A 21154-nucleotide genomic window follows, 5' to 3' on the forward strand; every position below is an offset into this window, starting at 1 on the left:
CGATAGGGTCTGGCGGGGCTGCCTTATTCGGCAGCGGCTTCGCCATCTTCCTTCTTCTTGTCTGCGGCAACTTCCTTGCCGGTTGCCTGGTCGACAACCTTCATGGACAGGCGAACCTTGCCGCGCTCGTCGAAGCCCATCAGCTTGACCCAGACCTTGTCGCCTTCCTTGACGACGTCGGAGGTCTTGGCAACACGCTCGGAAGCGAGCTGCGAGATGTGGACGAGGCCGTCACGCGCGCCGAAGAAGTTGACGAAAGCGCCGAAGTCAGCGGTCTTGACAACAGTGCCTTCATAGATGGCGCCGACTTCCGGTTCCGCAACGATCGAGTGGATCCACTTGCGGGCCGCTTCGATTTCCTTGCCGGAAGAAGAGGCGATCTTGACGGTGCCGTCGTCTTCGATGTTGATCTTCGCGCCGGTCTTTTCGACGATTTCGCGAATGACCTTGCCGCCGGAGCCGATGACTTCACGGATCTTGTCGACCGGAATGTTCATGACTTCGATGCGCGGTGCAAATTCGCCGAGCTGGCCGCGGCTCTCGGTGATGGCGTTGGCCATTTCGCCGAGAATGTGCTTGCGGCCACCCTGTGCCTGCTCGAGAGCGATCTTCATGATCTCTTCGGTGATACCGGCGATCTTGATGTCCATCTGAAGCGAGGTGATGCCGTCGGCCGTACCTGCGACCTTGAAGTCCATGTCGCCGAGGTGGTCTTCGTCACCGAGGATATCGGAGAGAACCGCAAAGCGCTCGCCTTCGAGGATCAGGCCCATGGCGATACCGGCAACCGGCTTTGCCAGCGGAACGCCGGCGTCCATCAGTGCAAGCGAGGTGCCGCAAACGGTTGCCATCGACGAGGAGCCGTTGGACTCGGTGATTTCGGAAACAACGCGTAGCGTGTATGGGAACTGCTCTGCAGTCGGCAGCATCGGGCGGATAGCGCGCCATGCGAGCTTGCCGTGACCGATTTCGCGACGGCCCGGGGAACCCATGCGGCCTGTTTCGCCGACCGAGTAGGGCGGGAAGTTATAGTGCAGCAGGAAGCGTTCCTTGTACATGCCGGTGAGGCTGTCGACATACTGCTCGTCTTCGCCGGTGCCGAGGGTCGCAACAACGATCGCCTGGGTCTCGCCGCGGGTGAACAGCGCCGAACCGTGGGTACGCGGCAGCAGGCCAACTTCCGAAACGATCGGACGAACGGTCGACAGGTCGCGGCCGTCGATGCGGCTCTTGGTGTCCAGAACGTTCCAGCGAACGATCTTGGCCTGAAGGTGCTTGAAGACAGCGCCGATTTCTTCCGGCGTGTACTTGGCTTCGCCTTCTTCCGGCAGGAAGTGTGCCTTCACCTTGGCCTTGACGGCGTCGACGGCGGCGTAACGGGCGGCCTTTTCGGTGATCTTGTAGGCGGCGCGCAGTTCGGTTTCAGCAAGACCGAGCATTTCGTTTTCGAGAGCGGAAAAATCTTCCGGTTCGAATTCGCGCGGTTCCTTGGCGGCAACTTCGGCGAGCTTGATGATCGCGTCGATAACCGGCTGGAAGCCGCGATGACCGAACATGACGGCGCCGAGCATGATTTCTTCGTTGAGTTCCTTGGCCTCGGACTCAACCATCAAAACGGCGTCCTGCGTACCGGCAACGACGAGATCGAGAACAGACTCGTCCATTTCGTCCAGATGCGGGTTAAGGACATATTCACCGTTGATGTAGCCAACGCGCGCGCCGCCAACCGGGCCCATGAAGGGAACGCCAGAGAGCGTCAGCGCTGCGGAAGCCGCAACCATCGATAGGACGTCCGGATTGTTTTCCAGATCGTGCTGGATAACGGTGACGACGACCTGCGTGTCGTTCTTGTAGCCTTCAGGGAAGAGCGGGCGGATCGGGCGGTCGATCAGGCGCGAAACGAGGGTCTCGTTTTCGCTCGGGCGGCCTTCGCGCTTGAAGTAGCCGCCGGGGATCTTGCCGGCTGCGTAGGTCTTTTCCTGGTAGTTGACGGTGAGCGGGAAGAAGTCCTGGCCTGGCTTCGGAGACTTTGCGGAAACCACAGTCGCGAGAACCATCGTCTCGCCGTAGGTTGCGATGACGGCGCCGTCAGCCTGACGGGCAACCTTGCCGGTCTCGAGCTTCAGCGGGCGGCCTGCCCATTCGATTTCCACGGAGTGTTGATTGAACATATCTTGTCCTTGGTTGTGGCTGCCGCACCGGTATCGTGCCGGCGGTGGCAGCGCGGTGACGCAATCACGGGCAAGACAGCGGGAGGCTTTCGACAAGCAAGCATCCGGCAATCCTGCCCCATGACAGGTCTGCGGTTGAAAAAGGCGGCACCGGCCCATCCGGGTCACCCTTATCGTCCGGGGGCCACATCAGCGGCAAGCGCCCGGAAATTCATGCGGCCTTAAAAGACCGGATATAAAAACCGGCGGGCATCGTTGCGAAACCCGCCGGAGAAGTTATTAGCGGCGAATGCCGAGAGCACCGATCAGCTTGGAGTAACGGGCTTCGTCCTTCTTCTTCAGATAGTCGAGAAGCGAACGACGGCTCGAAACCAGCGTCAGAAGGCCACGACGGGAGTGGTTGTCCTTCTTGTGGTCCTTGAAGTGACCGGTCAGGTTGTTGATCCGCTCGGTCAGGATAGCGACCTGAACTTCCGGAGAACCGGTGTCGCCTTCCTTCGTGGCATATTCCTTGATGAGGGCGGCTTTGCGCTCTGCAGTAATCGACATCGGACGATCCTTTCTATTTTAAGGAAAAATGGGACGCCAAAGAGCCGGGATGTCGTCCAGCTCTGGCCATTCAGTAGCGCAGGCAAAGCCTAAGCTGGCGCTGCCTATAAACTATTCCGGGTGCAATGGAAAGAGGCGATTGATTCCCGCCCGCGCCGCCCGGCTCAGCCGAAAACCCGCTTCGGCCGGAACTCGCCTTCGCCGATCTCGCCAATGGCGACGAGCTTGCCATGCGCAGTGGCATAGGCTTCCGGATGGTTGGCGGGCGCGTCGCGTCCGCGCAGCAAGATGGGGTTGCCCATCTTCAGCCGGTGCGCCTGGTCGTCGTTGATGATGAGGCGGGGAAGGGCGGAAAGCGCCTCCGCCGTATCGATCAGATAGGCATCCAGCGCTTCCAACCGCTCGTCGCGGTCTTCCATGGCTTCCAGTGCCGTCAGCGTTTCGAGCGGCACCATCATCTCTTCGCCGAAGGGTGCGACCATGGTGCGGCGCAGTTCCGAGATATGGCCGAAACAGCCGAGATCGCGGCCCATGTCGCGCGCCAGCGCCCGCACATAGGTGCCCTTGCCGCACTCCACTTCAAAATGCGCTGTATCGGCATCGGGGCAGGCCAGCAGCGTCAGGCGATGGATTTCCACCTCGCGTGCGGGAATTTCCACGGTCTCGCCGTCTCGCGCCAGATCATAGGCACGCTCGCCGGCGATCTTGATGGCGGAAAATTGCGGCGGAGTCTGCATGATCACGCCGGTATAATGGGGTAGAATATCGCGGATTGCCTGTTCGTCCGGGCGCCGATCAGAGGAATCGACCACCTCGCCTTCCAGATCGTCGGTCGCGCGTTGCTCGCCCCAGGTCACGGTGAATTCGTAGATCTTCCGGCCGTCCATGACGTAAGGCACCGTCTTGGTGGCGTCACCGAGCGCGATCGGCAGCATGCCGGAGGCGAGCGGATCAAGCGTGCCGGCATGGCCGGCCTTCTGGGCGTTGAACAGCCACTTGATCTTGGAAACGGCCTCGGTGGAGCCGAAATCGAGCGGTTTGTCGAGGATCAGCCAGCCCGAAATCGGGCGGCCCTTGGGTTTGCGGTTCTGCTGTTTGCGTGGTTTGGACATGCTTCAGTTCTGTTCGTCGTCTTTTTCGTTTGAAGGCCCAAGATCGCGCTGCACTTCGGGTGAGCGCAGGAGCGCGTCGATCTTCTGGTAATTGTCGAAACTCGTATCGTCGCGGAAACGCAGTTCCGGCATGTATTTCATCTGCCGAAGCTGCGGTCCGAGGCGACCACGCATGAACTTGGCATGGCGGTTGAGTGCCGTGATGATGTCGGTGTGATCGGCAACGCCAAGCGGCGTCACGTAGGCGGTAGCGATCTTGAGATCGGGAGACATTCGCACTTCCGAAATGGAAATGACGGTGCTTTCGATCAGATCGTCGCGGACTTCGCCGCGCTGGAGAATTTGTGTCAGGGCGGCGCGCACCTGTTCGCCAACGCGCAGCATGCGTTGGGAAGGGGCCGATGATGTAGCTTTTGCCATGGGTTATGCCTCAAACGGAGCGAGCGCCGGTTAAGCCGGCGCCCGACAGTAAAGTCCTGTTTTGCGGCGAGAACGCTCTTTGTTCTATCGCATTTCCGGACGGAAAACCGGGGATCCACTTTTCCTGGAAATGCTTTAGAGCGTTCTCGTGATGTGTTCGACGCGGAAGCACTCGATGGTGTCGCCGGCGCGGATGTCTTCGTAGTTTTCGAAGGCCATACCGCATTCCTGACCGACCGGCACTTCTGCCACTTCGTCCTTGAAGCGCTTGAGGGTCTTGAGCTTGCCTTCGTGGATGACGACGTTGTCGCGAACCAGACGAACACCTGCACCACGCTCCACCTTGCCTTCGACGACGCGGCAACCCGCGACCTTGCCGACCTTCGTGATGTTGAACACCTCGAGGATTTCGGCATTGCCGAGGAAGGTCTCGCGACGTTCCGGCGAAAGCAGGCCCGACATCGCCGCCTTCACGTCATCCACCAGATCGTAGATGATGTTGTAGTAGCGGATTTCGATACCGGCGCGTTCGGAGGCCGTACGGGCCTGTGCGTTGGCGCGAACGTTGAAGCCGATGATCGCGGCGTTGGAGGCCTCGGCAAGCGAGATATCCGATTCCGTGATGGCACCAGCGCCCGAGTGAACGATACGAGCGCGGACCTCGTCGGTGCCGAGCTTGTCGAGCGAAGCGATAATGGCTTCGACCGAGCCCTGCACGTCGGCCTTGATGACCAGCGGGAATTCCTTCATTCCCGAAGTCTGCAACTGGCTCATCATCTGTTCCAGCGAACCGCGCTGGCCCGTCTGACGGGCGACAGCCTTGTCGCGTGCCAGACGCTGGCGGTACTCGGAAATCTCGCGAGCACGGCTTTCGTTTTCGACAACCGCGAAACGGTCACCGGCAGATGGCGTGCCGGAAAGACCGAGAATCTCGACAGGCATAGCCGGACCGGCTTCCTTGACGTGCTCGCCCTTGTCGTTGACGAGGGCGCGAACGCGGCCCCACTGGTCACCGGCCACGATGATCTGACCGGGCTTCAGCGTGCCCTTCTGCACGAGAACTGTAGCGACGGCGCCGCGGCCGCGGTCGAGTTCCGCTTCGATGACGGTGCCTTCCGCGGTACGGTTCGGATCTGCCTTGAGGTCGAGAATTTCAGCCTGCAGCAGGATCGCTTCGAGCAGTTTGTCGAGACCAAGCAGTTTCTTGGCCGACACTTCCACGTCAAGCACTTCACCGCCCATCGATTCCACGAAGACTTCGTGCTGCAGGAGCTGCTGACGAACCTTTTCAGGGTTTGCCTCGTGCTTGTCGATCTTGTTGATCGCAACGACGATCGGAACACCCGCCGCCTTGGCATGGTTGATGGATTCGATCGTCTGCGGCATGACGCTGTCGTCTGCGGCGACCACCAGAACGGCAATATCCGTCGCCTGTGCACCACGGGCACGCATGGCCGTGAAGGCGGCGTGGCCGGGGGTGTCGATGAAGGTGATCTTCTGGCCGTTCTTCTCGACCTGATAAGCACCGATATGCTGGGTGATGCCACCGGCTTCACCGGCAACCACATTCGCCTGACGGATGGCGTCGAGCAGCGAGGTCTTGCCGTGGTCGACGTGACCCATGATGGTGACGACGGGCGGGCGGGAAACCATTTCGCCTTCATCGTCCGTCTGGTTGAAGATGCCTTCTTCGACGTCGGATTCGGAAACGCGCTTGACGGTATGGCCGAATTCGACCGCGATCAGTTCGGCCAGATCGGCGTCGATTACGTCGCCCGGCTTCATCATCTGGCCTTCCTTCATCAGGAACTTGATGACGTCGACGGCGCGTTCGGACATGCGCTGTGACAGTTCCTGAATGGTAATGGTTTCCGGCAGGATCACTTCGCGCATAACCTTTTCACGGGTTTCCTGCATCTGGCTGCGGCGGAATTTCTCCTGACGGCGGCGCATGGATGCCATGGAGCGGCCGCGCGGTGTGCCGTCTTCATCCAGATTGGACGAGGTGACCGTAAGCTTGCCGCGACGGCGTTCTTCTTCGGTCTTCAGGCGGGCGGCGGGCTTCGCAGGTGCAGGTGCTGCAACCTTGCCACGGACCGGCAGGTTACCACGGCGTGCACCGCGATCGTCCTCATCGTCGCCATCGGTGCGACGCCCACGCGGAGCGACGGTTTCCGTGGTTGCGCGACCAGGTGCGGCAGCGGCGGACTGAGGGCGAGCATCCGAGCGCGGCGCCGGCTGAGTGGCGATTGCCGGCTTTTCAGCGGCCTGTTCGGATTTCGCTTCCACGGCCGGCTGGCTTGCCGCCACCTTGGCGGCTTCGGCTTCCTCGGCGGCACGGCGCGCAGCTTCTTCCTTCTCGGCGGCAATGCGGCGTTCTTCCTCGACCTTGCGGCGGGCTTCGTCTTCGGCCCGCTGCTTGGCTTCGATCACGTCACGAGCCTGCGCTTCCATCAGCGCGCGGCGGCGGGCTTCCATCTCGCCTGCGGACAGATCGTGCAGGACGTTCCCGCGCGGACGCTCAGGCTGGCGCTGCTGCGGTGCGGACGAGCCGGGACGCTGCTGCGACTGGGAGGAACCTGGACGCTGCTGCTGGCCGCTGGGCTGGTGGATGCGCGGCTGCGGAGCCTGCGGACGCGGTGCTGCCGCGGGGGCAGGGGCGGCCGGCTTCGGAGCGGGCGCTGCGGTCGAATGAACCTGCTTCTCGTCTTCCGGACGCAGGGGGCGGCGCTTGCGTGTTTCCACGACAACCGCGTTCGTGCGACCTCGACCCATATCCTGCCGCACGGTGCCCTGATTCATCCCGCCCGGCTTGAGGGTGAGAGTCTTCTTAGGCTGTGCGTTAAGTGTCTTGTCGTCGTTGTTGTCGGTCATTCCGTTCCCGTTCCTTCGGACGAGAACCGGATGACGTCCATCAGGCCTCGTCGTTCAATTGCTGCATCGGAACGCGGCGACCGTTGATGTCGGTTAACCGCGTCATTGTTCTGTCCGGGCAGCGTCGCGTTCCGCCTGAGATTGGCCGCCAAGGCGGTACTGCTCAAGCATCGTTGCGCGCTTCACTACACCCTCACCCGCCTGCCCTGCAAGCGCGCAGGCATGGATAAAAGCATTCTGGCCCATCAACTCGTCCATTTCGGCTTCGCTAAAGAGCCGGAAGGACGGAATTTCATTGCCGGCATCGCTGCCGAGCGCCCAGGCCTTGCGGGCCTGGTCCAGTTTTCTGACGCCATCGGCCGCAGCATCGGTCGCGTGAAACACGGCAATCGCGTTCCCGGACCGGACGGCAGCATCGACCTTCGTCGCGCCGCTGATGAACTGGCCCGCCTTGCGCGCCATATTCATCATACCAGTCACATGCTGCGCCATCAGCCGGTCGAGAAGAGTAAGAAGCTCGGGCCCGGCCTTGACGTCGCGTTTGAGAGCCCGCGCGAAGAGCTTCTTCGCGATGGCCTTCTCGATCAGGGCGCGCTCGGGTGTCACCCAGCAACCGCGCCCCGGCAATTGGCGTTTCAGGTCCGGCACGACGGTGCCGTCCGGGCCTGCGACGAAGCGGATCAGCTCATCCGGCGATCCGCTCTGCCTTGTCACAATGCACATACGTCCATTGACGTCGCCCTTGATCCGCCCGTCGTCATCCGTTTCGGGCAGATCGTCCGGCTCATGCGCCTGCGATGTCATTCCTGTTCGGCGGTATCCGCCTCCTCGGCAGCTTCCGCATCGGCTTCCTGTTCGGAAGCGAGCTCTTCGGCGGTGATCCAGCCTGCCAGAAGGCGAGCCTGCACCACCATGTTCTCGGCTTCGACGCGCGAAACATCGAGCTTGGAGAAGATGCCTTCGAACTTCTTCGTCTCGCCGTCCTTGCGCTCGCTCCAGCCAACCAGATCGTCCGCTGCACAGCCGGCAAAGTCCTCGATGGTCTTGATGCCGTCTTCACCGAGCGCAACCATCATCTGCGAAGTCAGGCCATCGATCTGGCGCAGCTCGTCGGAAACGCCGAGTTCCTTGCGCTTGGCATCCATTTCGGCTTCCAGGCGCTCCAGATATTCGCGGGCGCGGGTCTGGATTTCATCGGCGGTGTCTTCATCGAAGCCATCGATCGAGGTAATTTCGTCGAGATCGACATAAGCGAGTTCTTCAACCTGCGCGAAGCCTTCCGAAGCCAGAACCTGGCCGACCATTTCGTCGACGTCGAGGGCTTCCATGAAGAGGGCCGTGCGCTCGTTGAATTCCTTCTGGCGACGCTCGGATTCTTCCTGCTCGGTCATGATGTCGATATCCCAGCCGGTCAGCTGCGATGCCAGACGCACGTTCTGACCGCGGCGGCCGATGGCGAGCGACAGCTGCTCGTCGGGAACAACCACTTCGATACGCTCGGATTCTTCATCCAGAACGACCTTGGCGACTTCCGCCGGCTGCAGGGCGTTGACGATGAAGGACGCCGGCTCCTGGCTCCACGGAATGATGTCGATCTTCTCACCCTGAAGTTCGCCGACAACGGCCTGGACGCGCGAACCGCGCATACCGACGCAGGCGCCGACCGGATCGATCGAGCTATCGTTCGAGATGACGGCGATCTTGGCGCGCGAACCCGGATCACGGGCAACCGACTTGATCTGGATGATGCCGTCGTAAATTTCCGGGACTTCCATGGTGAAGAGCTTCACCATGAATTGCGGATGCGTACGCGACAGGAAAATCTGCGGGCCGCGCTGTTCGCGGCGAACGTCGTAGACGTAAGCGCGCACGCGGTCGCCGTAGCGCATGTTTTCGCGCGGGATCATCTCGTCGCGACGGATGATGCCTTCGCCACGGCCGAGATCGACGATGACATTGCCGTATTCGACGCGCTTGACGGTGCCGTTGACGATTTCGCCGATACGGTCCTTGAATTCGTCATACTGACGGTCGCGCTCGGCTTCACGTACCTTCTGCACGATCACCTGCTTGGCGGACTGGGCGGCGATACGGCCGAAGTCCATCGGCGGCAGCGGATCGGCGATGAAGTCGCCGAGCTTGGCGTCGGGGTTGCGGTCGCGGGCAAGCTCCAGCGGGATCTGGGTCGAATAGTCCTCAGCCGCTTCGACAACTTCCAGAAGACGCTGCAGGCGGATTTCGCCGGTCTTGGAGTTGATGTCGGCGCGGATGTTGGTTTCCGAACCATAGCGCGAGCGGGCGGCTTTCTGGATAGCGTCGGCCATTGCGGCAAGCACGATTTCGCGGTCGATGACCTTTTCGCGCGCCACAGCATCGGCGATCTGCAGAAGCTCAAGCCGGTTAGCACTCACTGCCATTTTTTTATCTCCGTAAGTCGCATAATTGCGGGGATCGCCCGTTTCCCGGGCTTTACGTTGGAATTAGTCTTCGTCTGCTTCGTTTTCGTCGTTCTGGTTTGCGGCGGCGGCCTTTGCCGCCTTGTCTGCCCGCAGCGCATCACGAATAAGGTCGTCCGTCAGAATGAGCTTCGCATCCGAAAGCGCGGTGAACGGAACAATGACTGTCGGCTCTTCGCCATAAGCGATCTGGTCGCGTTCCAGCTTGAAACCGTCAGCATCAACCTCAACGATCTTGCCGCGAAACCGCTTGCGGTTCTCGACCAGAATGGAGGTTTCGACCTTCACCAGATGGCCCTGCCAGCGGGTGAAATCCGATTTGCGAACCATCGGCCGGTCGATACCGGGCGAGGAAACTTCGAGATGATACGCTTTATCGACCGGATCTTCCACATCAAGAACCGGTGAAATCGCCATCGAAATGGCTTCGCAGTCCTGAACGGTCATGGTTCCGTCTTCGCGCTCGGCCATCACCTGCAGCGTCATGCCGTTCTGGTTGGAGAGCCGCACGCGCACCAGAAGATAGCCCATGCCCGTCAGAACAGGCTCGATGATCTCGGCAATGCGCTGGTCGATGCCTGTTTCGGTTATCAGTCGCGGTTCTTGTGCGGTATCTGCCATCTGGCCTTCCGGTCTTTGATGTTCATCGGGCAGTCAGCCCGTGGTTTCCGGTTCGCCTAACGAAAAAGAGCGGAGCCTTGCGGCCCCACTCTTCATCAAGCGATCAAGAATTTCAAAGGTCATATAGACCTATTGGGGCAGGATTGCAAGGTTTTCGCAGGCGTCTGCGTTTCAGTAACGGTCCGGCCACATTTTCACCCTTACCATGCCGGAAAGGCTGGCATGATCGCCGGCGCTGTCTATAGTTGCTGTTTGACAAATCGCAGTTGCATCAAGTGGACAGAGCGTGCCTGACCGTAAATCGCCACTCGCGCCTTTAAGGCATTTGACTTACAGACGAATCTGGATCGCCAGCCTCGCCTCGAACTTTGGCGGACTGATCCAGGCGGTGGGTGCCGCATGGATGATGACCTCGCTTTCGAGTTCGGAAAACATGATCGCGCTGGTGCAGGCCTCCACCTCTTTGCCGATCATGCTGTTCTCGCTGATTTCAGGCGCGCTGGCCGACAGTTTCGACCGTCGCCGCATTATGATTTCGGCGCAGCTGCTGATGCTGACGGCCTCCGTGCTGCTCACCGTCTTTGCCTGGTCTGGCTGGCTCACGCCCTGGCTGTTGCTGTTCTTCACCTTCATGATCGGTTGCGGCACGGCGCTCAACAATCCCTCTTGGCAGGCGTCGGTCGGCGAAATGGTGCCGCGTGAGGATCTGCCCGCCGCCGTGACGCTGAACAGCGTCGGCTTTAACATCACCCGCAGTGTCGGCCCGGCCATAGGTGGTATCATCGTCGCCGCCGCCGGTGCCGCCGCCGCTTTTTTCGTGAATGCGCTGAGCTATTTCACCCTGATCTACGCACTATTTCGCTGGCAACCGCCCAAATATGCCTCAACCCTGCCGCGTGAGCAGCTTCTGGCCGCCATCTCCGCCGGCATGCGGTATGTAGCGATGTCGCCCAATATCGGCAAGGTGCTGGTGCGCGGTTTTCTCTTCGGTCTTTCCGCCAGCGCCATCCTTGCCCTGATGCCCATTGTCGCCCGTGATCTGGTCGAGGGCGGCCCGCTGACCTACGGTGTCATGCTTGGCGCTTTCGGCGTCGGCGCGATTGGTGGAGCCCTCATCAGCGCCAGATTGCGCGAAGTCCTGTCGAGCGAATGGATCGTGCGCGTCGCCTTTTTAGGCTTCGCTTTCAGCGCTGGCGTAACGGCGGTCAGCACGAGCGCCATCATCACGTCGATTGTACTGACCATTGCCGGTGCGTGCTGGGTGCTGGCCCTGTCGCTCTTCAACACCATCGTCCAGCTCTCCACCCCACGCTGGGTGGTGGGCCGGGCACTGTCGCTTTATCAGACGCTGACCTTCGGCGGCATTGCGGTAGGCAGCTGGCTGTGGGGCGAGTTGGCGGAAGATTACGGCATTTCCTATTCACTTCTCTGTTCGTGCGTTTTGATGCTGCTCGGCGTTCTCGTCGGCCTAAAGCTCGCCATGCCGGCTTTCGCCTCGCTCAATCTCGATCCGCTCAATCGTTTCGTGGAGCCGCCGCTGAGACTGGACGTCAAACCGCGTAGTGGACCCATCGCCATTCTCATCGATTATGAAATCCATGACGAAGATCTCGGCGAATTCCTGCCGCTGATGGCGGAGCGCCGCCGAATCCGTCTGCGCGATGGTGCCCGCAACTGGAACCTGATGCGGGATCTGGAAAATCCCGATATCTGGACGGAAAGTTACCATGTGCCGACATGGGTGGAATATGTCCGTCACAACCACCGCCGTACCCAGGCGGATGCCGAGGCCTGGGACCGGCTGCTGGAGCTTCACCGCGGCAAGACGCGGCCGCGGGTGCACCGGATGATCGAACGGCAGACCATTCCGCCGACCGACGATATCTTCCACAAGCCGCATACCGACCAGCATTGAGAGACGATGGGCCGGCGGCGGATTATTTCAGCTTCGCCTTCAGCGTCGCATCGGGAAAACATGTCGGTGTGAGGCCGTTTTTCGACTGCCAGTCGCCGAGTGAGCGGCGCGTCTTGAAACCCGCCAGCCCGTCCGCCTTGCCGACATCGTAACCCTTGGCGACCAGCGCCTTCTGCATGGCCAACACGTCGGAGCGCAGCATCGACCCGACATTGCCCCATTCCCCCTTGAACGGCCCTGCGCCATGGGCGATGCGATCGGCGAGATTGCCGATGAAGAGCGCGTAGAGATCGGAATTATTATATTCCTTGATGACGTAGAAATTCGGCGTCACCACAAATTCCGGCCCATGCCGCCCGGCCGGCACCAGCATCATGCCATTGGCGGTCAGGTCATTGGCAGGAAAGGCTTTTCCGGAAATACGGGTAATGCCCATCTTCGCCCAGTCGGCCACCGGGCGGGCAAGGTCAGGGCCTTCCTGCGCGCAGGAGACATTGGCGGGGATGGAGACTTCGAAACCCCAGTCGCGATTGCGCTGCCAGCCGCGCTCGGAAAGATAGTTCGCTATGGATGCCAGTGCATCCGGCACGGAATTCCAGATATCGCGGTGGCCATCACCATCGAAATCCACGGCATATTTCAGATAGCTTGATGGCATGAACTGCGGCTGGCCAAGCGCGCCGGCCCAGGAACCCATCATGCGTGATGCCGCGATATCGCCGCTTTCGACGATCTTCAGCGCGTCGATCAGCTCGGCGCGGAACATCTCCTTGCGGGTCGACATATAGGCTTTCGTGGCCAGCACATCGACCACGGAATGCGGCAGTTTCGCACGGCCGAAACCGGATTCGCGGCCCCAGATCGCAACGACGATCTCGCCAGGCACACCATATTTCGCCTCTATCCTGCGCAGCGTCGCCGCATGCGTTGCCGCAAGCGAACGGCCGGTGCCGGCAAGCCCTTGCAGCCTCTTTTCGGAGAAATAAGCGCCAGGCGAGGAGAATTCCGCCTGGCTTTGGCTCTGCTCCTTTGGCGGTTTCTGGCCGGGAATGACAAGATCGGGCAGGCTCCAGCTGATGGAGAGGCCGCTGAGCGTGGCTTCAAGCGTCTTTTGCGAAATGCCGGCCTTGCGGGCTTCCGGCCAGATTTCCTTTTTCAGCCAGGCATTAAATTCGGCGTCATATCGGGCTGCCGCTTCTCCCGTCGGTGCCGACTGCGCCCAGGCCGTCGTTGCTGAAAAAACGGAAAGAATGGCGGCCAGTGCCTTGGTAGCAAATCGGTGTCGCATTCGGTCTCCTCTTGGATTCTGGGGAGGGAAGGCTTCAGATCGTCGTTCGCGCCCGAAGCGCCGCGGTCAATGTGCCCTCGTCGAGATAGTCAAGCTCGCCGCCCACAGGCACGCCATGTGCGAGCCTCGTGATCTTGATGCCGAGGTCGGAGAGGCGGTCGGTGATGTAATGGGCGGTCGCCTGCCCCTCCACCGTCGCATTAACGGCGATGATAAGCTCGCGAATGCCGCCGGCGCTCACGCGGTCGATCAGGCCCTTGATGTTCAGATCCTCGGGTCCAACACCGTCGAGCGGTGACAGCGTGCCGCCCAGAACGTGGTAGGCGGTGTTCATCGCGCCCGCCCGCTCCAGCGCCCAGAGGTCAGACACGTCTTCCACCACGATGATGACGGACTGGTCGCGGCGGTCATCGGCGCAGACGGTGCAGGGATCGATGGTATCGACATTGCCGCAGCAGGAGCAGATCTTCACCTTGTCATAGGCTTCGCCCATGGCATGGCCGAGCGGCCCGAGAAGCTGTTCCTTCTTCTTGATGAGATGCAATGCCGCTCGCCGCGCCGAGCGGGGGCCAAGCCCCGGCACTTTTGCCAGAAGCTGGATCAGTTTTTCAATTTCGGGACCGGTGACTCGTTTTGCCATGAGCGCTTTCTACTGCATAAATCGGGAAACGGGAATCATGAAGCTTGAAGGGCAGTCGATGAAAATCAGGGCGGTGTGTCGGGGCGAGGCAAAAAGCCTGCCAGGAAAGACGACGAAGACGGGCATCTTTAAACATGCCGTGAATGGCCCGGTCATGGTCGACGCGGAAGGCATTGTCAGCGACGCCGTGTGCAATCGCAAACACCATGGCGGGCCGGATCAGGCGATTTACGTCATGGGCTACGTCGATCTCGAGTTTTGGTCGATCACCCTGGGTTTTACGGTTGAACCCGGATTTTTCGGCGAGAACCTTGTGCTTGATGGTGTCGACAGCGCGAAACTGCATGTGGGCGACAGGTTTGCGGCCAACGATATCGTGCTGGAGGTGACCGCTGCCCGCATCCCCTGCGCCACGCTGTCGGCCCGCATCGGCGATCCCGATTTTGCCCCGCGTTTCCGAGAGGCGGGCCAGCCGGGTTTTTATTGTCGGGTGCTGAAAGGTGGAATGCTTGCGGCCGGTGAGGAAGTGATGTTCGAACCCTATCCGGGAACGAAACTGCCGATACCGACAATCCTAGAGCGCTTCCGTCCCATGCAACTCAACGAAGCCGAACGCATGGCCTATCTTGAAACACCGATCGCAAGCCGGTTTCGTGCGATGCTGGAATCTTAAGGTCGCGTCGCGAGGATGGCGAAGGCTCAACGCCATCCTCTTCAGTTGGAATATCTTAAAAAGGCAGCTTCATGCCAGGCGGTAGCGGCAGACCTGCGGTCAGATCGGCCATCTTTTCCTGAGCCTGCGCTTCGCCCTTTTCTTTGGCGTCTTTATGGGCGGCAACAATAAGGTCCTCAAGGATTTCGACCTCGTCTTCTTTAAAGAGCGAAGGATCGATTTTCAGGCCGCGCATTTCGCCCTTGCCGTTCAAAATGACGGTCACCAGACCGCCGCCGGCCCGGCCTTCGATTTCGAGGGCGGCAATTTCCTGCTGCACCTTCTCCATCTTGGACTGCATTTCCTTGACCTTGCCCATCATACCCATGATGTCGCGCATGTGCCAATCTCCTGTTCTTCTTGTTTAAAACTCGATGTCGTCGCCGGGAAGGATGTCGCCTTCGCTCGATTCGGCAACCGATGGCGGGGTGATGTCCTCCGCCTCATCCTGTGCGGCGACGCGGATGCGCACGTCGGTGATTTTTGCGCCGGGAAACTGCGCCAGAATGGCGGCAACGTCAGGATCCTGACGCGCATCGACCAGGCGCGCATCGCGGGCATTGCCCTCCGCCTCGACCAAGGTCGGCGCACCTTGCTCCTTGCTGAGGCTGACGATCCAGTGGATACCGGTCCATTCCTTCAGCTTGACGCCAAGTTCACCGGGTAGCGAGCCGGGCGCACCTTCGCCGAGGTGCATATCGAGCCGGCCGGGCTCCAGCCGCACCAGCCGCACGAAGTTGCGTACCTTCGCCCGCATAACGGGATCGCGGTTTTTCTGGCAGAGATCGGCAATATCCTGCACCGAATTGACGGGAACCTTCGGCTCCGGCCGCTCTTCGGTTTTCGGGGTCGCGACCTGCATCTCCTGCGGCCGGCTATCTGGAACAGCGCGTAGCATGGTGGAGGGCTGCGGGCCCGCCTGCCTCGGGGCGGCAAAGTCTGCAGGTCTTGCCGCTGCCACGGTCTGCGCCGACGAATAGGCACGCGCGCCGCCGCCATTGCCACCGCCGGAAGGTGCGCCATTGGCGTAACCGCCGTCACCGCTGGAAAGCTCGAGCAGGCGCCGCGCCGCATCTTCCGGTGCCGGCAGGTTGGCGGCATGCGAAAGCCGAATCAGCACCATTTCAGCGGCACCCGCCGGGCGTGAGGCGTTTTCCGTTTCAGGAATGCCCTTCAGCAGCATCTGCCAGATGCGCGACAGCGCCGTCACCGCGATGGTTTCGGCAAGCTCCGCGCCACGCACGCGCTCGATCTCGGAAAGCGACGGGTCTTCCGCCGCGTCAGGCACATATTTCATGCGGGTAACGAGATGGGTGAAATCGGCAAGATCGTTCAATACGACGACGGGGTTCGCGCCCGCCTCATATTGTCCGTTGAATTCCGAAAGGGCTGCCGCAACATCGCCTTTGACGACATGCTGGAAGAGATCGACAATGCGCGCCCGGTCGGCAAGGCCGAGCATGCCGCGCACCGCTTCGGCCTCCACACGGCCGCCGCCGTGGGCAATCGCCTGATCGAGCAGGGAAAGGCCGTCACGCGCGGAACCTTCGGCGGCGCGGGCGATCATCGACAGCGCCTGCGGATCGGCTTCGAAACCCTCCTTGCCCGCGATGGCGGTGAACAGTCCGACGAGATCGGCGGCGCTGATGCGACGCAGATCGAAGCGCTGGCAGCGCGATAGAACGGTGATCGGCACCTTGCGGATTTCGGTGGTCGCAAAGATGAATTTCACATGCTCCGGCGGCTCCTCCAAGGTCTTCAGAAGACCGTTGAAAGCCTGCGTCGACAGCATGTGCACTTCGTCGATGATGTAGACCTTGTAGCGCGCCGAAACCGGGCGATAGCGAACCTGTTCGATGATCTCGCGAATATCGTCGATGCCGGTATGGGAGGCGGCGTCCATCTCGATCACGTCGACATGCCGGCCTTCCATGATCGCCTGACAATGTTCGCCGGGAATGCGAAGGTCGATGGTCGGCTTGTCGATGGTGTCGGTCTTGTAATTCAGCGCGCGGGCGAGAATGCGGGCCGTGGTCGTCTTGCCCACGCCGCGAACGCCGGTCAGCATATAGGCCTGCGCGATGCGTCCGGTCTCGAACGCATTGGTCAGCGTGCGGACCATCGGTTCCTGGCCGACCATCAGATCGGAAAAATCCTTGGGGCGATATTTGCGCGCCAGTACCCGGTAGCCGGTCCCGACCTGGGATTCGCTTGATGTGGGGGGTACGGTGTCGCTCATCGCCTCGCCAGTTTGTTTTGCCAGTTATCTTGGGGCGCTGAACTGGCCCGGCGAAAGCTGAGCACGTCTTTTAAAAAAGGTGGGAGGCTGGCACGGCGACCCGTGCCGGGCTCGTTAGGGCTGCTTCCTTCCGGACCTGACCCGGTTGGCGAGTGGCTCGTCCACCACCAACCTCCCGGGCCACATATCGGCAATATCGAAAGCAAATGCAAGCCAAGCCTTCAAAAAACTGCTATCACAATGAAAACAAACATGGAGGACGCCTTGGAGACATTCCGGCTGGACGAGAGACTGGCGCGCGACAGCGTGCTTGTGACGCGTTTGGGACTATGTGAGCTGCGTTTGCAAAACGACAAACGCTGGCCCTGGCTGGTGCTGGTGCCGCAGCGGGATGGCGTCAGCGAATTGTTCGATCTCACCCCGCTTGACCAGGCCGTGCTGACATTCGAGACCAATCTCGTCGCCTCCGCCTTGAAAGAAGTTACCGGAGCCACCAAGATCAATGTCGGGGCGTTGGGCAATATCGTCCGGCAGCTGCATGTCCATATTATCGCCCGCAACGAAGGCGACACCTGCTGGCCGGGTCCCATCTGGGGTCACGGAACGCCTGTGCCCTATGCCGCGGGCGAAAAGGAAACTTTGATGAAAAAAATCTCCGGCGCGCTCTGATGATGTCAATGAAAATTTTTGAATCCACTGCCCCGCATCCCGAAGCAAGCCTGCTGACGGCCTTTTCCAAAAACGCCCTCGACCGTTTCGCTGAAAAGCGGACGGAGGAGTGCGTGGCCGATGCGCTGAAAGTCGACGGCACTCATATTTTTGCCTTCTCGGGCAATCGGCTTGTTCTGAAACATGACGAGCAGGTCATCGATCCCCTGTTTTCCGCCTATGAGTTGGCCGAGTTGCAGCCGGATTTCGACAATGCCGTGCTGCTCGGATATCGCGAAACCGGCGAGCCGAGAATTGCGGTGCCGGTCGCCGTGGCCGAGGATGAGCTCGCGAGCCACTATAAACTCGCCGACGCCCGTACCCTTTATCGCGATCATCTTCTCGATGAGGAATTGCTGAGCGAGGTTGCCCAGGCCGTCAGCCTCACCCACTGGAACGCCGACAATCGATTTTGCGGTAAGTGCGGCGGTGCCATGGAGCTGCGCATCGGTGGCTACAAGCGTATCTGCGCCGCCTGCAACCACACGATTTTTCCCCGCACCGATCCTGTCGTCATCATGATGACGATCGATATCGAGCGTGATCTCTGCCTGCTTGGCCGCGGTGCGCATTTTGCACCGGGCATGTATTCGTGCCTTGCCGGTTTTGTGGAGCCGGGCGAAACCATCGAGCAGGCCGTCCGCCGCGAAACGCATGAGGAATCCGGTGTTGAAGTCGGTCGCGTGCGTTATCACGCGTCGCAGCCCTGGCCGATGCCGCATACGCTGATGATCGGCTGTTATGCAGAGGCGCTGTCTTTCGATATCGCCCGCGATGAGATCGAACTGGAGGATTGCCGCTGGTTCACACGGGCGGACGTCGCAAAGATGCTGGAGACTGCAACGGGTGAGGGCTTTTCCGCGCCTCCCGGCGGCGCCATCGCGCACCGGCTGATGCGCGACTGGGTGGAATGGACGAAATAATCGCGTTCGGCAGGCTCAACCCTTGTTGAGCTTGCCGCGCATCGCATGGCCCTTGTAGACGCCGAGAATGCGGACTTTTTCAGAGAAGAAGCGCAGCTCGTCCAGCGCATGCCGCACCGGCTCGTCATCGGGGTGGCCTTCGATATCGGCATAAAACTGCGTCGCCACGAATTTACCGCCGAGCTGGTAGCTTTCGAGCTTTGTCATGTTGATGCCGTTCGTCGCGAAACCGCCCATGGCCTTGTAGAGCGCGGCCGGAATATTGCGAACATTGAAAACGAAGGTGGTGACGACGATTTCGTCGCTCGATTGACGCTTGGCCCAGTTTTCATCACGGGAAAGCACAACGAAACGCGTGACGTTGTTTTCCGAATCCTCGACGTTTTCAGCGAGAATATCGAGGCCGTAGAGGCTGGCGGCAAGGCGCGGCGCAAGGGCTGCCATGCTGCGGTCGCCCTTTTCAGATACCAGTCTCGCGGAGCCCGCCGTATCGCCGGCGATGACGGGCTTCCAGCCGTTCGAGCGGATGATTTTCCGGCATTGGCCCAGCGCGTGAATGTGGCTGTGGACGGTTCGGATCTCGTCCTTTTTCACGCCCGGCATCACCATCAGCTGAAAGCGGATCGGCATGAAATATTCGCCGATGATGTGCAGGCGCGATTCCGGCAGCAGGTGATGAATATCCGCAACGCGGCCGGCCAGCGTGTTTTCAATCGGGATCATGCCGAGATCGGCTTCGCCGTTTTCAATGGCGTTGAAGGCATCCTCGAATGTCGGGCAAGGCAAGGGTTCCATATCCGGGAACATGTCACGGCAGGCCATATCGGAATTCGCACCGAATTCGCCCTGGAAGGCAATGCGATTTGTGCTCAAGGTCATGGGACTTTCCGTTAGAGAGTTCTGCTTGCGAGGATTTTGCGGGCTTTTTCCAGATCGTGCGGCGTGTCGACACCGAGCGGCACGGAACTGACGATTTCCGCATCGATGCGCATGCCCGCTTCCAGCGCGCGCAGCTGTTCCAGCCTTTCGCGCTTTTCCAGCGGCGAAGGCGGCAGGCTGACGAATGTCTCAAGTGCTGCACGGCGATAGGTGTAAAGCCCGATATGATGATAAAGCGGGCCATCGCCGTAAGGGGCGGTGGTGCGGGTAAAATAAAGCGCCCGCAGCCGTGTGTCGGAAAGCGGGCTGCCAACGACTTTCACGACGTTCGGATTGGTTTTTTCTTCCTCGTCGGTGATTTCGACCGTCAGTGTCGCAATATCGACGGCGGCATTTTCCAGCGGACGCAGCGAAGCGCGGATCGTCTCCGCTTCGATGGTCGGAAGGTCGCCTTGGACATTGATGACATATTCCGCCTTGCCATAGGGGTCGGCCTTTTGCAGTGCCTCGAAAATGCGGTCCGAGCCGGACTGGTGGTCGTCGCGTGTCATCATCACGTCAAAACCGGCATTCTGAACGGCGGAAAATACCTGTTCGTCATCGACCGCAACAACGATTCGTTCGGCGCCTGCCTCGCGCGCCCGCAGGGCCACCTGCACGATCATCGGCTTGCCGCCAATGTCGGCGAGCGGCTTGCCCGGCAGGCGCGTGGATGCCATCCGCGCCGGTATGAGGACGACAGCTTTCTCGAATTCCCGATTCTTCATCCGACACCCTTCAAATCCCGCCCGAAAAGTGTCAAAACGTCACGGTGTGGGGACCATTATTCAAGTTGCGCAGGCTGTGCAAAAGCCATAGCTTTCGAGTAATTTCAAGATGCCCGGTTATATGGAGCGGATGCGAGGGAGCGCATATAGATGAATTCTTATGTTAATATGGGCGTTGGGGCGTTGCTGGGCACGGTTTTCGTTCTGATGTCGGTGTCGATTGCCTCTGAGGGCATTTTTCATGCGCCGGCGCCCGAGAAGGAAGGTTACGCCATTGCTGCGGCAGAGGGTGGCGGCGAAGCAGCTGGCGGAGAAGCCGCGGCAGCCGCGACGCCGATCGCGCAATTGCTTGCGAGCGCCGATGCCGCCAAGGGCGAGACGGTCTTCAAGAAATGTACGAGCTGTCATACCGGAGAGAGTGGTGGTGCAAACAAGGTCGGCCCCAATCTCTTCGATGTCGTCAACCGGCCGATCGCCAGCCACGAAGGTTTCAGCTATTCCGCAGGGATGAAGGATTTCTCCAAAGGCGGTTCCGTTCACTGGGATTACGATCATCTCAACTACTTCCTCGAAGCTCCGAAGAAACACGTTCCCGGCACGGCCATGGGCTTTGCAGGCGTGAAGAAGGAAACCGAAAGAGCCGATCTCATCGCTTATCTGCGCTCGCTGTCGGCAAACCCGGCACCGCTTCCGGATCCGAATGCAGCGCCCGCACCGATGAACTGATCGCCATGATGTTCAATGATAAAAGCCCGGCATCGCTGCCGGGCTCAGACTGCTGACAAACCCCTGGCGTGAGCTGGGGGTTTATGATTCATTGGGACATGTTGAAGAAACCTGCTCCTGAACAGACCGCTCTCGAGATGGTGACGCTCGATAG

Annotated in this window: 19 protein-coding genes and 1 other RNA gene; 5 read left to right on the forward strand and 15 right to left on the reverse strand. The window is 60.3% G+C overall.

The window, feature by feature from the left end; genetic code table 11:
• Positions 1-23: 23 nt before the first annotated feature.
• The 8 genes from pnp to rimP all read right to left on the reverse strand — a co-directional run bounded on the left by pnp (position 24) and on the right by rimP (position 10203).
• Positions 24-2171 (reverse strand): polyribonucleotide nucleotidyltransferase, encoded by a 2148-nt coding sequence (pnp, locus tag O9X91_RS08685; protein ID WP_142914231.1) that lies wholly within the window; start codon positions 2169-2171, stop codon positions 24-26.
• Between the two features lie 279 nt (positions 2172-2450).
• Positions 2451-2720, reverse strand: a complete 270-nt coding sequence (gene rpsO / locus O9X91_RS08690; RefSeq protein ID WP_003492949.1) for a 30S ribosomal protein S15 — start codon at positions 2718-2720, stop codon at positions 2451-2453.
• A 164-nt stretch (positions 2721-2884) separates the two neighbouring features.
• Positions 2885-3832, reverse strand: coding sequence for a tRNA pseudouridine(55) synthase TruB (truB, locus tag O9X91_RS08695; RefSeq protein ID WP_077983278.1), 948 nt, complete (start codon positions 3830-3832; stop codon positions 2885-2887).
• 3 nt (positions 3833-3835) lie between these two features.
• Positions 3836-4252 carry a 30S ribosome-binding factor RbfA gene (gene rbfA, locus O9X91_RS08700; RefSeq protein ID WP_004439055.1) on the reverse strand — a complete coding sequence of 139 codons (417 nt, stop codon included), beginning with the start codon at positions 4250-4252 and terminating at the stop codon, positions 3836-3838.
• Between the two features lie 135 nt (positions 4253-4387).
• Positions 4388-7126 (reverse strand): translation initiation factor IF-2, encoded by a 2739-nt coding sequence (gene infB / locus O9X91_RS08705; protein ID WP_142914230.1) that lies wholly within the window; start codon positions 7124-7126, stop codon positions 4388-4390.
• A 102-nt stretch (positions 7127-7228) separates the two neighbouring features.
• Positions 7229-7930, reverse strand: coding sequence for an RNA-binding protein (locus tag O9X91_RS08710; RefSeq protein ID WP_269834223.1), 702 nt, complete (start codon positions 7928-7930; stop codon positions 7229-7231).
• A complete protein-coding gene (nusA, locus tag O9X91_RS08715; RefSeq protein ID WP_077983274.1) occupies positions 7927-9543 on the reverse strand; it encodes a transcription termination factor NusA in 1617 nt (538 codons plus the stop codon). The genes O9X91_RS08710 and nusA overlap by 4 nt, the downstream gene beginning before the upstream one ends.
• Before the next feature lie 63 nt (positions 9544-9606).
• Entirely contained in the window at positions 9607-10203 is a 597-nt protein-coding gene (gene rimP / locus O9X91_RS08720) for a ribosome maturation factor RimP (protein ID WP_077983273.1), read from the reverse strand.
• A 286-nt stretch (positions 10204-10489) separates the two neighbouring features.
• Between rimP and O9X91_RS08725 the strand changes: the two genes are divergently transcribed.
• Positions 10490-12118: an MFS transporter gene (locus tag O9X91_RS08725; RefSeq protein WP_142914228.1), complete on the forward strand. Its 1629-nt coding sequence runs from the start codon at positions 10490-10492 to the stop codon at positions 12116-12118.
• 22 nt (positions 12119-12140) lie between these two features.
• Here the strand turns inward: O9X91_RS08725 and O9X91_RS08730 are convergent, their stop codons facing one another.
• Positions 12141-13406 carry a lytic murein transglycosylase gene (locus O9X91_RS08730; RefSeq protein ID WP_142914227.1) on the reverse strand — a complete coding sequence of 422 codons (1266 nt, stop codon included), beginning with the start codon at positions 13404-13406 and terminating at the stop codon, positions 12141-12143.
• Positions 13407-13440: 34 nt separating this feature from the next.
• Positions 13441-14046, reverse strand: coding sequence for a recombination mediator RecR (gene recR, locus O9X91_RS08735; RefSeq protein ID WP_077983270.1), 606 nt, complete (start codon positions 14044-14046; stop codon positions 13441-13443).
• A gap of 37 nt (positions 14047-14083) precedes the next feature.
• On the opposite strand from recR, the gene O9X91_RS08740 reads away from it, so the two are divergent.
• Positions 14084-14719, forward strand: a complete 636-nt coding sequence (locus tag O9X91_RS08740) for an MOSC domain-containing protein (RefSeq protein WP_162520628.1) — start codon at positions 14084-14086, stop codon at positions 14717-14719.
• Positions 14720-14774: 55 nt separating this feature from the next.
• Here O9X91_RS08740 and O9X91_RS08745 read toward each other — a convergent pair whose 3' ends face one another.
• The 3 genes from O9X91_RS08745 to ffs form a co-directional block, all read right to left on the reverse strand.
• Positions 14775-15098 carry a YbaB/EbfC family nucleoid-associated protein gene (locus tag O9X91_RS08745; RefSeq protein WP_006309920.1) on the reverse strand — a complete coding sequence of 108 codons (324 nt, stop codon included), beginning with the start codon at positions 15096-15098 and terminating at the stop codon, positions 14775-14777.
• Positions 15099-15122: 24 nt separating this feature from the next.
• Positions 15123-16997: a DNA polymerase III subunit gamma/tau gene (locus tag O9X91_RS08750; RefSeq protein WP_142914226.1), complete on the reverse strand. Its 1875-nt coding sequence runs from the start codon at positions 16995-16997 to the stop codon at positions 15123-15125.
• A 79-nt stretch (positions 16998-17076) separates the two neighbouring features.
• Positions 17077-17173: signal recognition particle sRNA small type (ffs, locus tag O9X91_RS08755), an RNA gene on the reverse strand.
• Between the two features lie 64 nt (positions 17174-17237).
• Between ffs and O9X91_RS08760 the strand changes: the two genes are divergently transcribed.
• Positions 17238-17666: an HIT domain-containing protein gene (locus tag O9X91_RS08760; protein WP_162520627.1), complete on the forward strand. Its 429-nt coding sequence runs from the start codon at positions 17238-17240 to the stop codon at positions 17664-17666.
• Positions 17667-17668: 2 nt separating this feature from the next.
• Positions 17669-18628, forward strand: a complete 960-nt coding sequence (nudC, locus tag O9X91_RS08765) for an NAD(+) diphosphatase (RefSeq protein ID WP_162854311.1) — start codon at positions 17669-17671, stop codon at positions 18626-18628.
• Between the two features lie 15 nt (positions 18629-18643).
• Here the strand turns inward: nudC and O9X91_RS08770 are convergent, their stop codons facing one another.
• Positions 18644-19507 (reverse strand): prephenate dehydratase, encoded by an 864-nt coding sequence (locus O9X91_RS08770; RefSeq protein WP_142914225.1) that lies wholly within the window; start codon positions 19505-19507, stop codon positions 18644-18646.
• Positions 19508-19518: 11 nt separating this feature from the next.
• Positions 19519-20274 (reverse strand): 3-deoxy-manno-octulosonate cytidylyltransferase, encoded by a 756-nt coding sequence (locus O9X91_RS08775; protein ID WP_142914224.1) that lies wholly within the window; start codon positions 20272-20274, stop codon positions 19519-19521.
• Positions 20275-20424: 150 nt separating this feature from the next.
• Between O9X91_RS08775 and O9X91_RS08780 the strand changes: the two genes are divergently transcribed.
• Positions 20425-21000 (forward strand): c-type cytochrome, encoded by a 576-nt coding sequence (locus O9X91_RS08780; RefSeq protein ID WP_080791954.1) that lies wholly within the window; start codon positions 20425-20427, stop codon positions 20998-21000.
• Positions 21001-21154: the final 154 nt, after the last annotated feature.

Origin of the sequence: Agrobacterium salinitolerans (assembly GCF_027498475.1) — a bacterium.
Lineage (GTDB): Bacteria > Pseudomonadota > Alphaproteobacteria > Rhizobiales > Rhizobiaceae > Agrobacterium > Agrobacterium salinitolerans.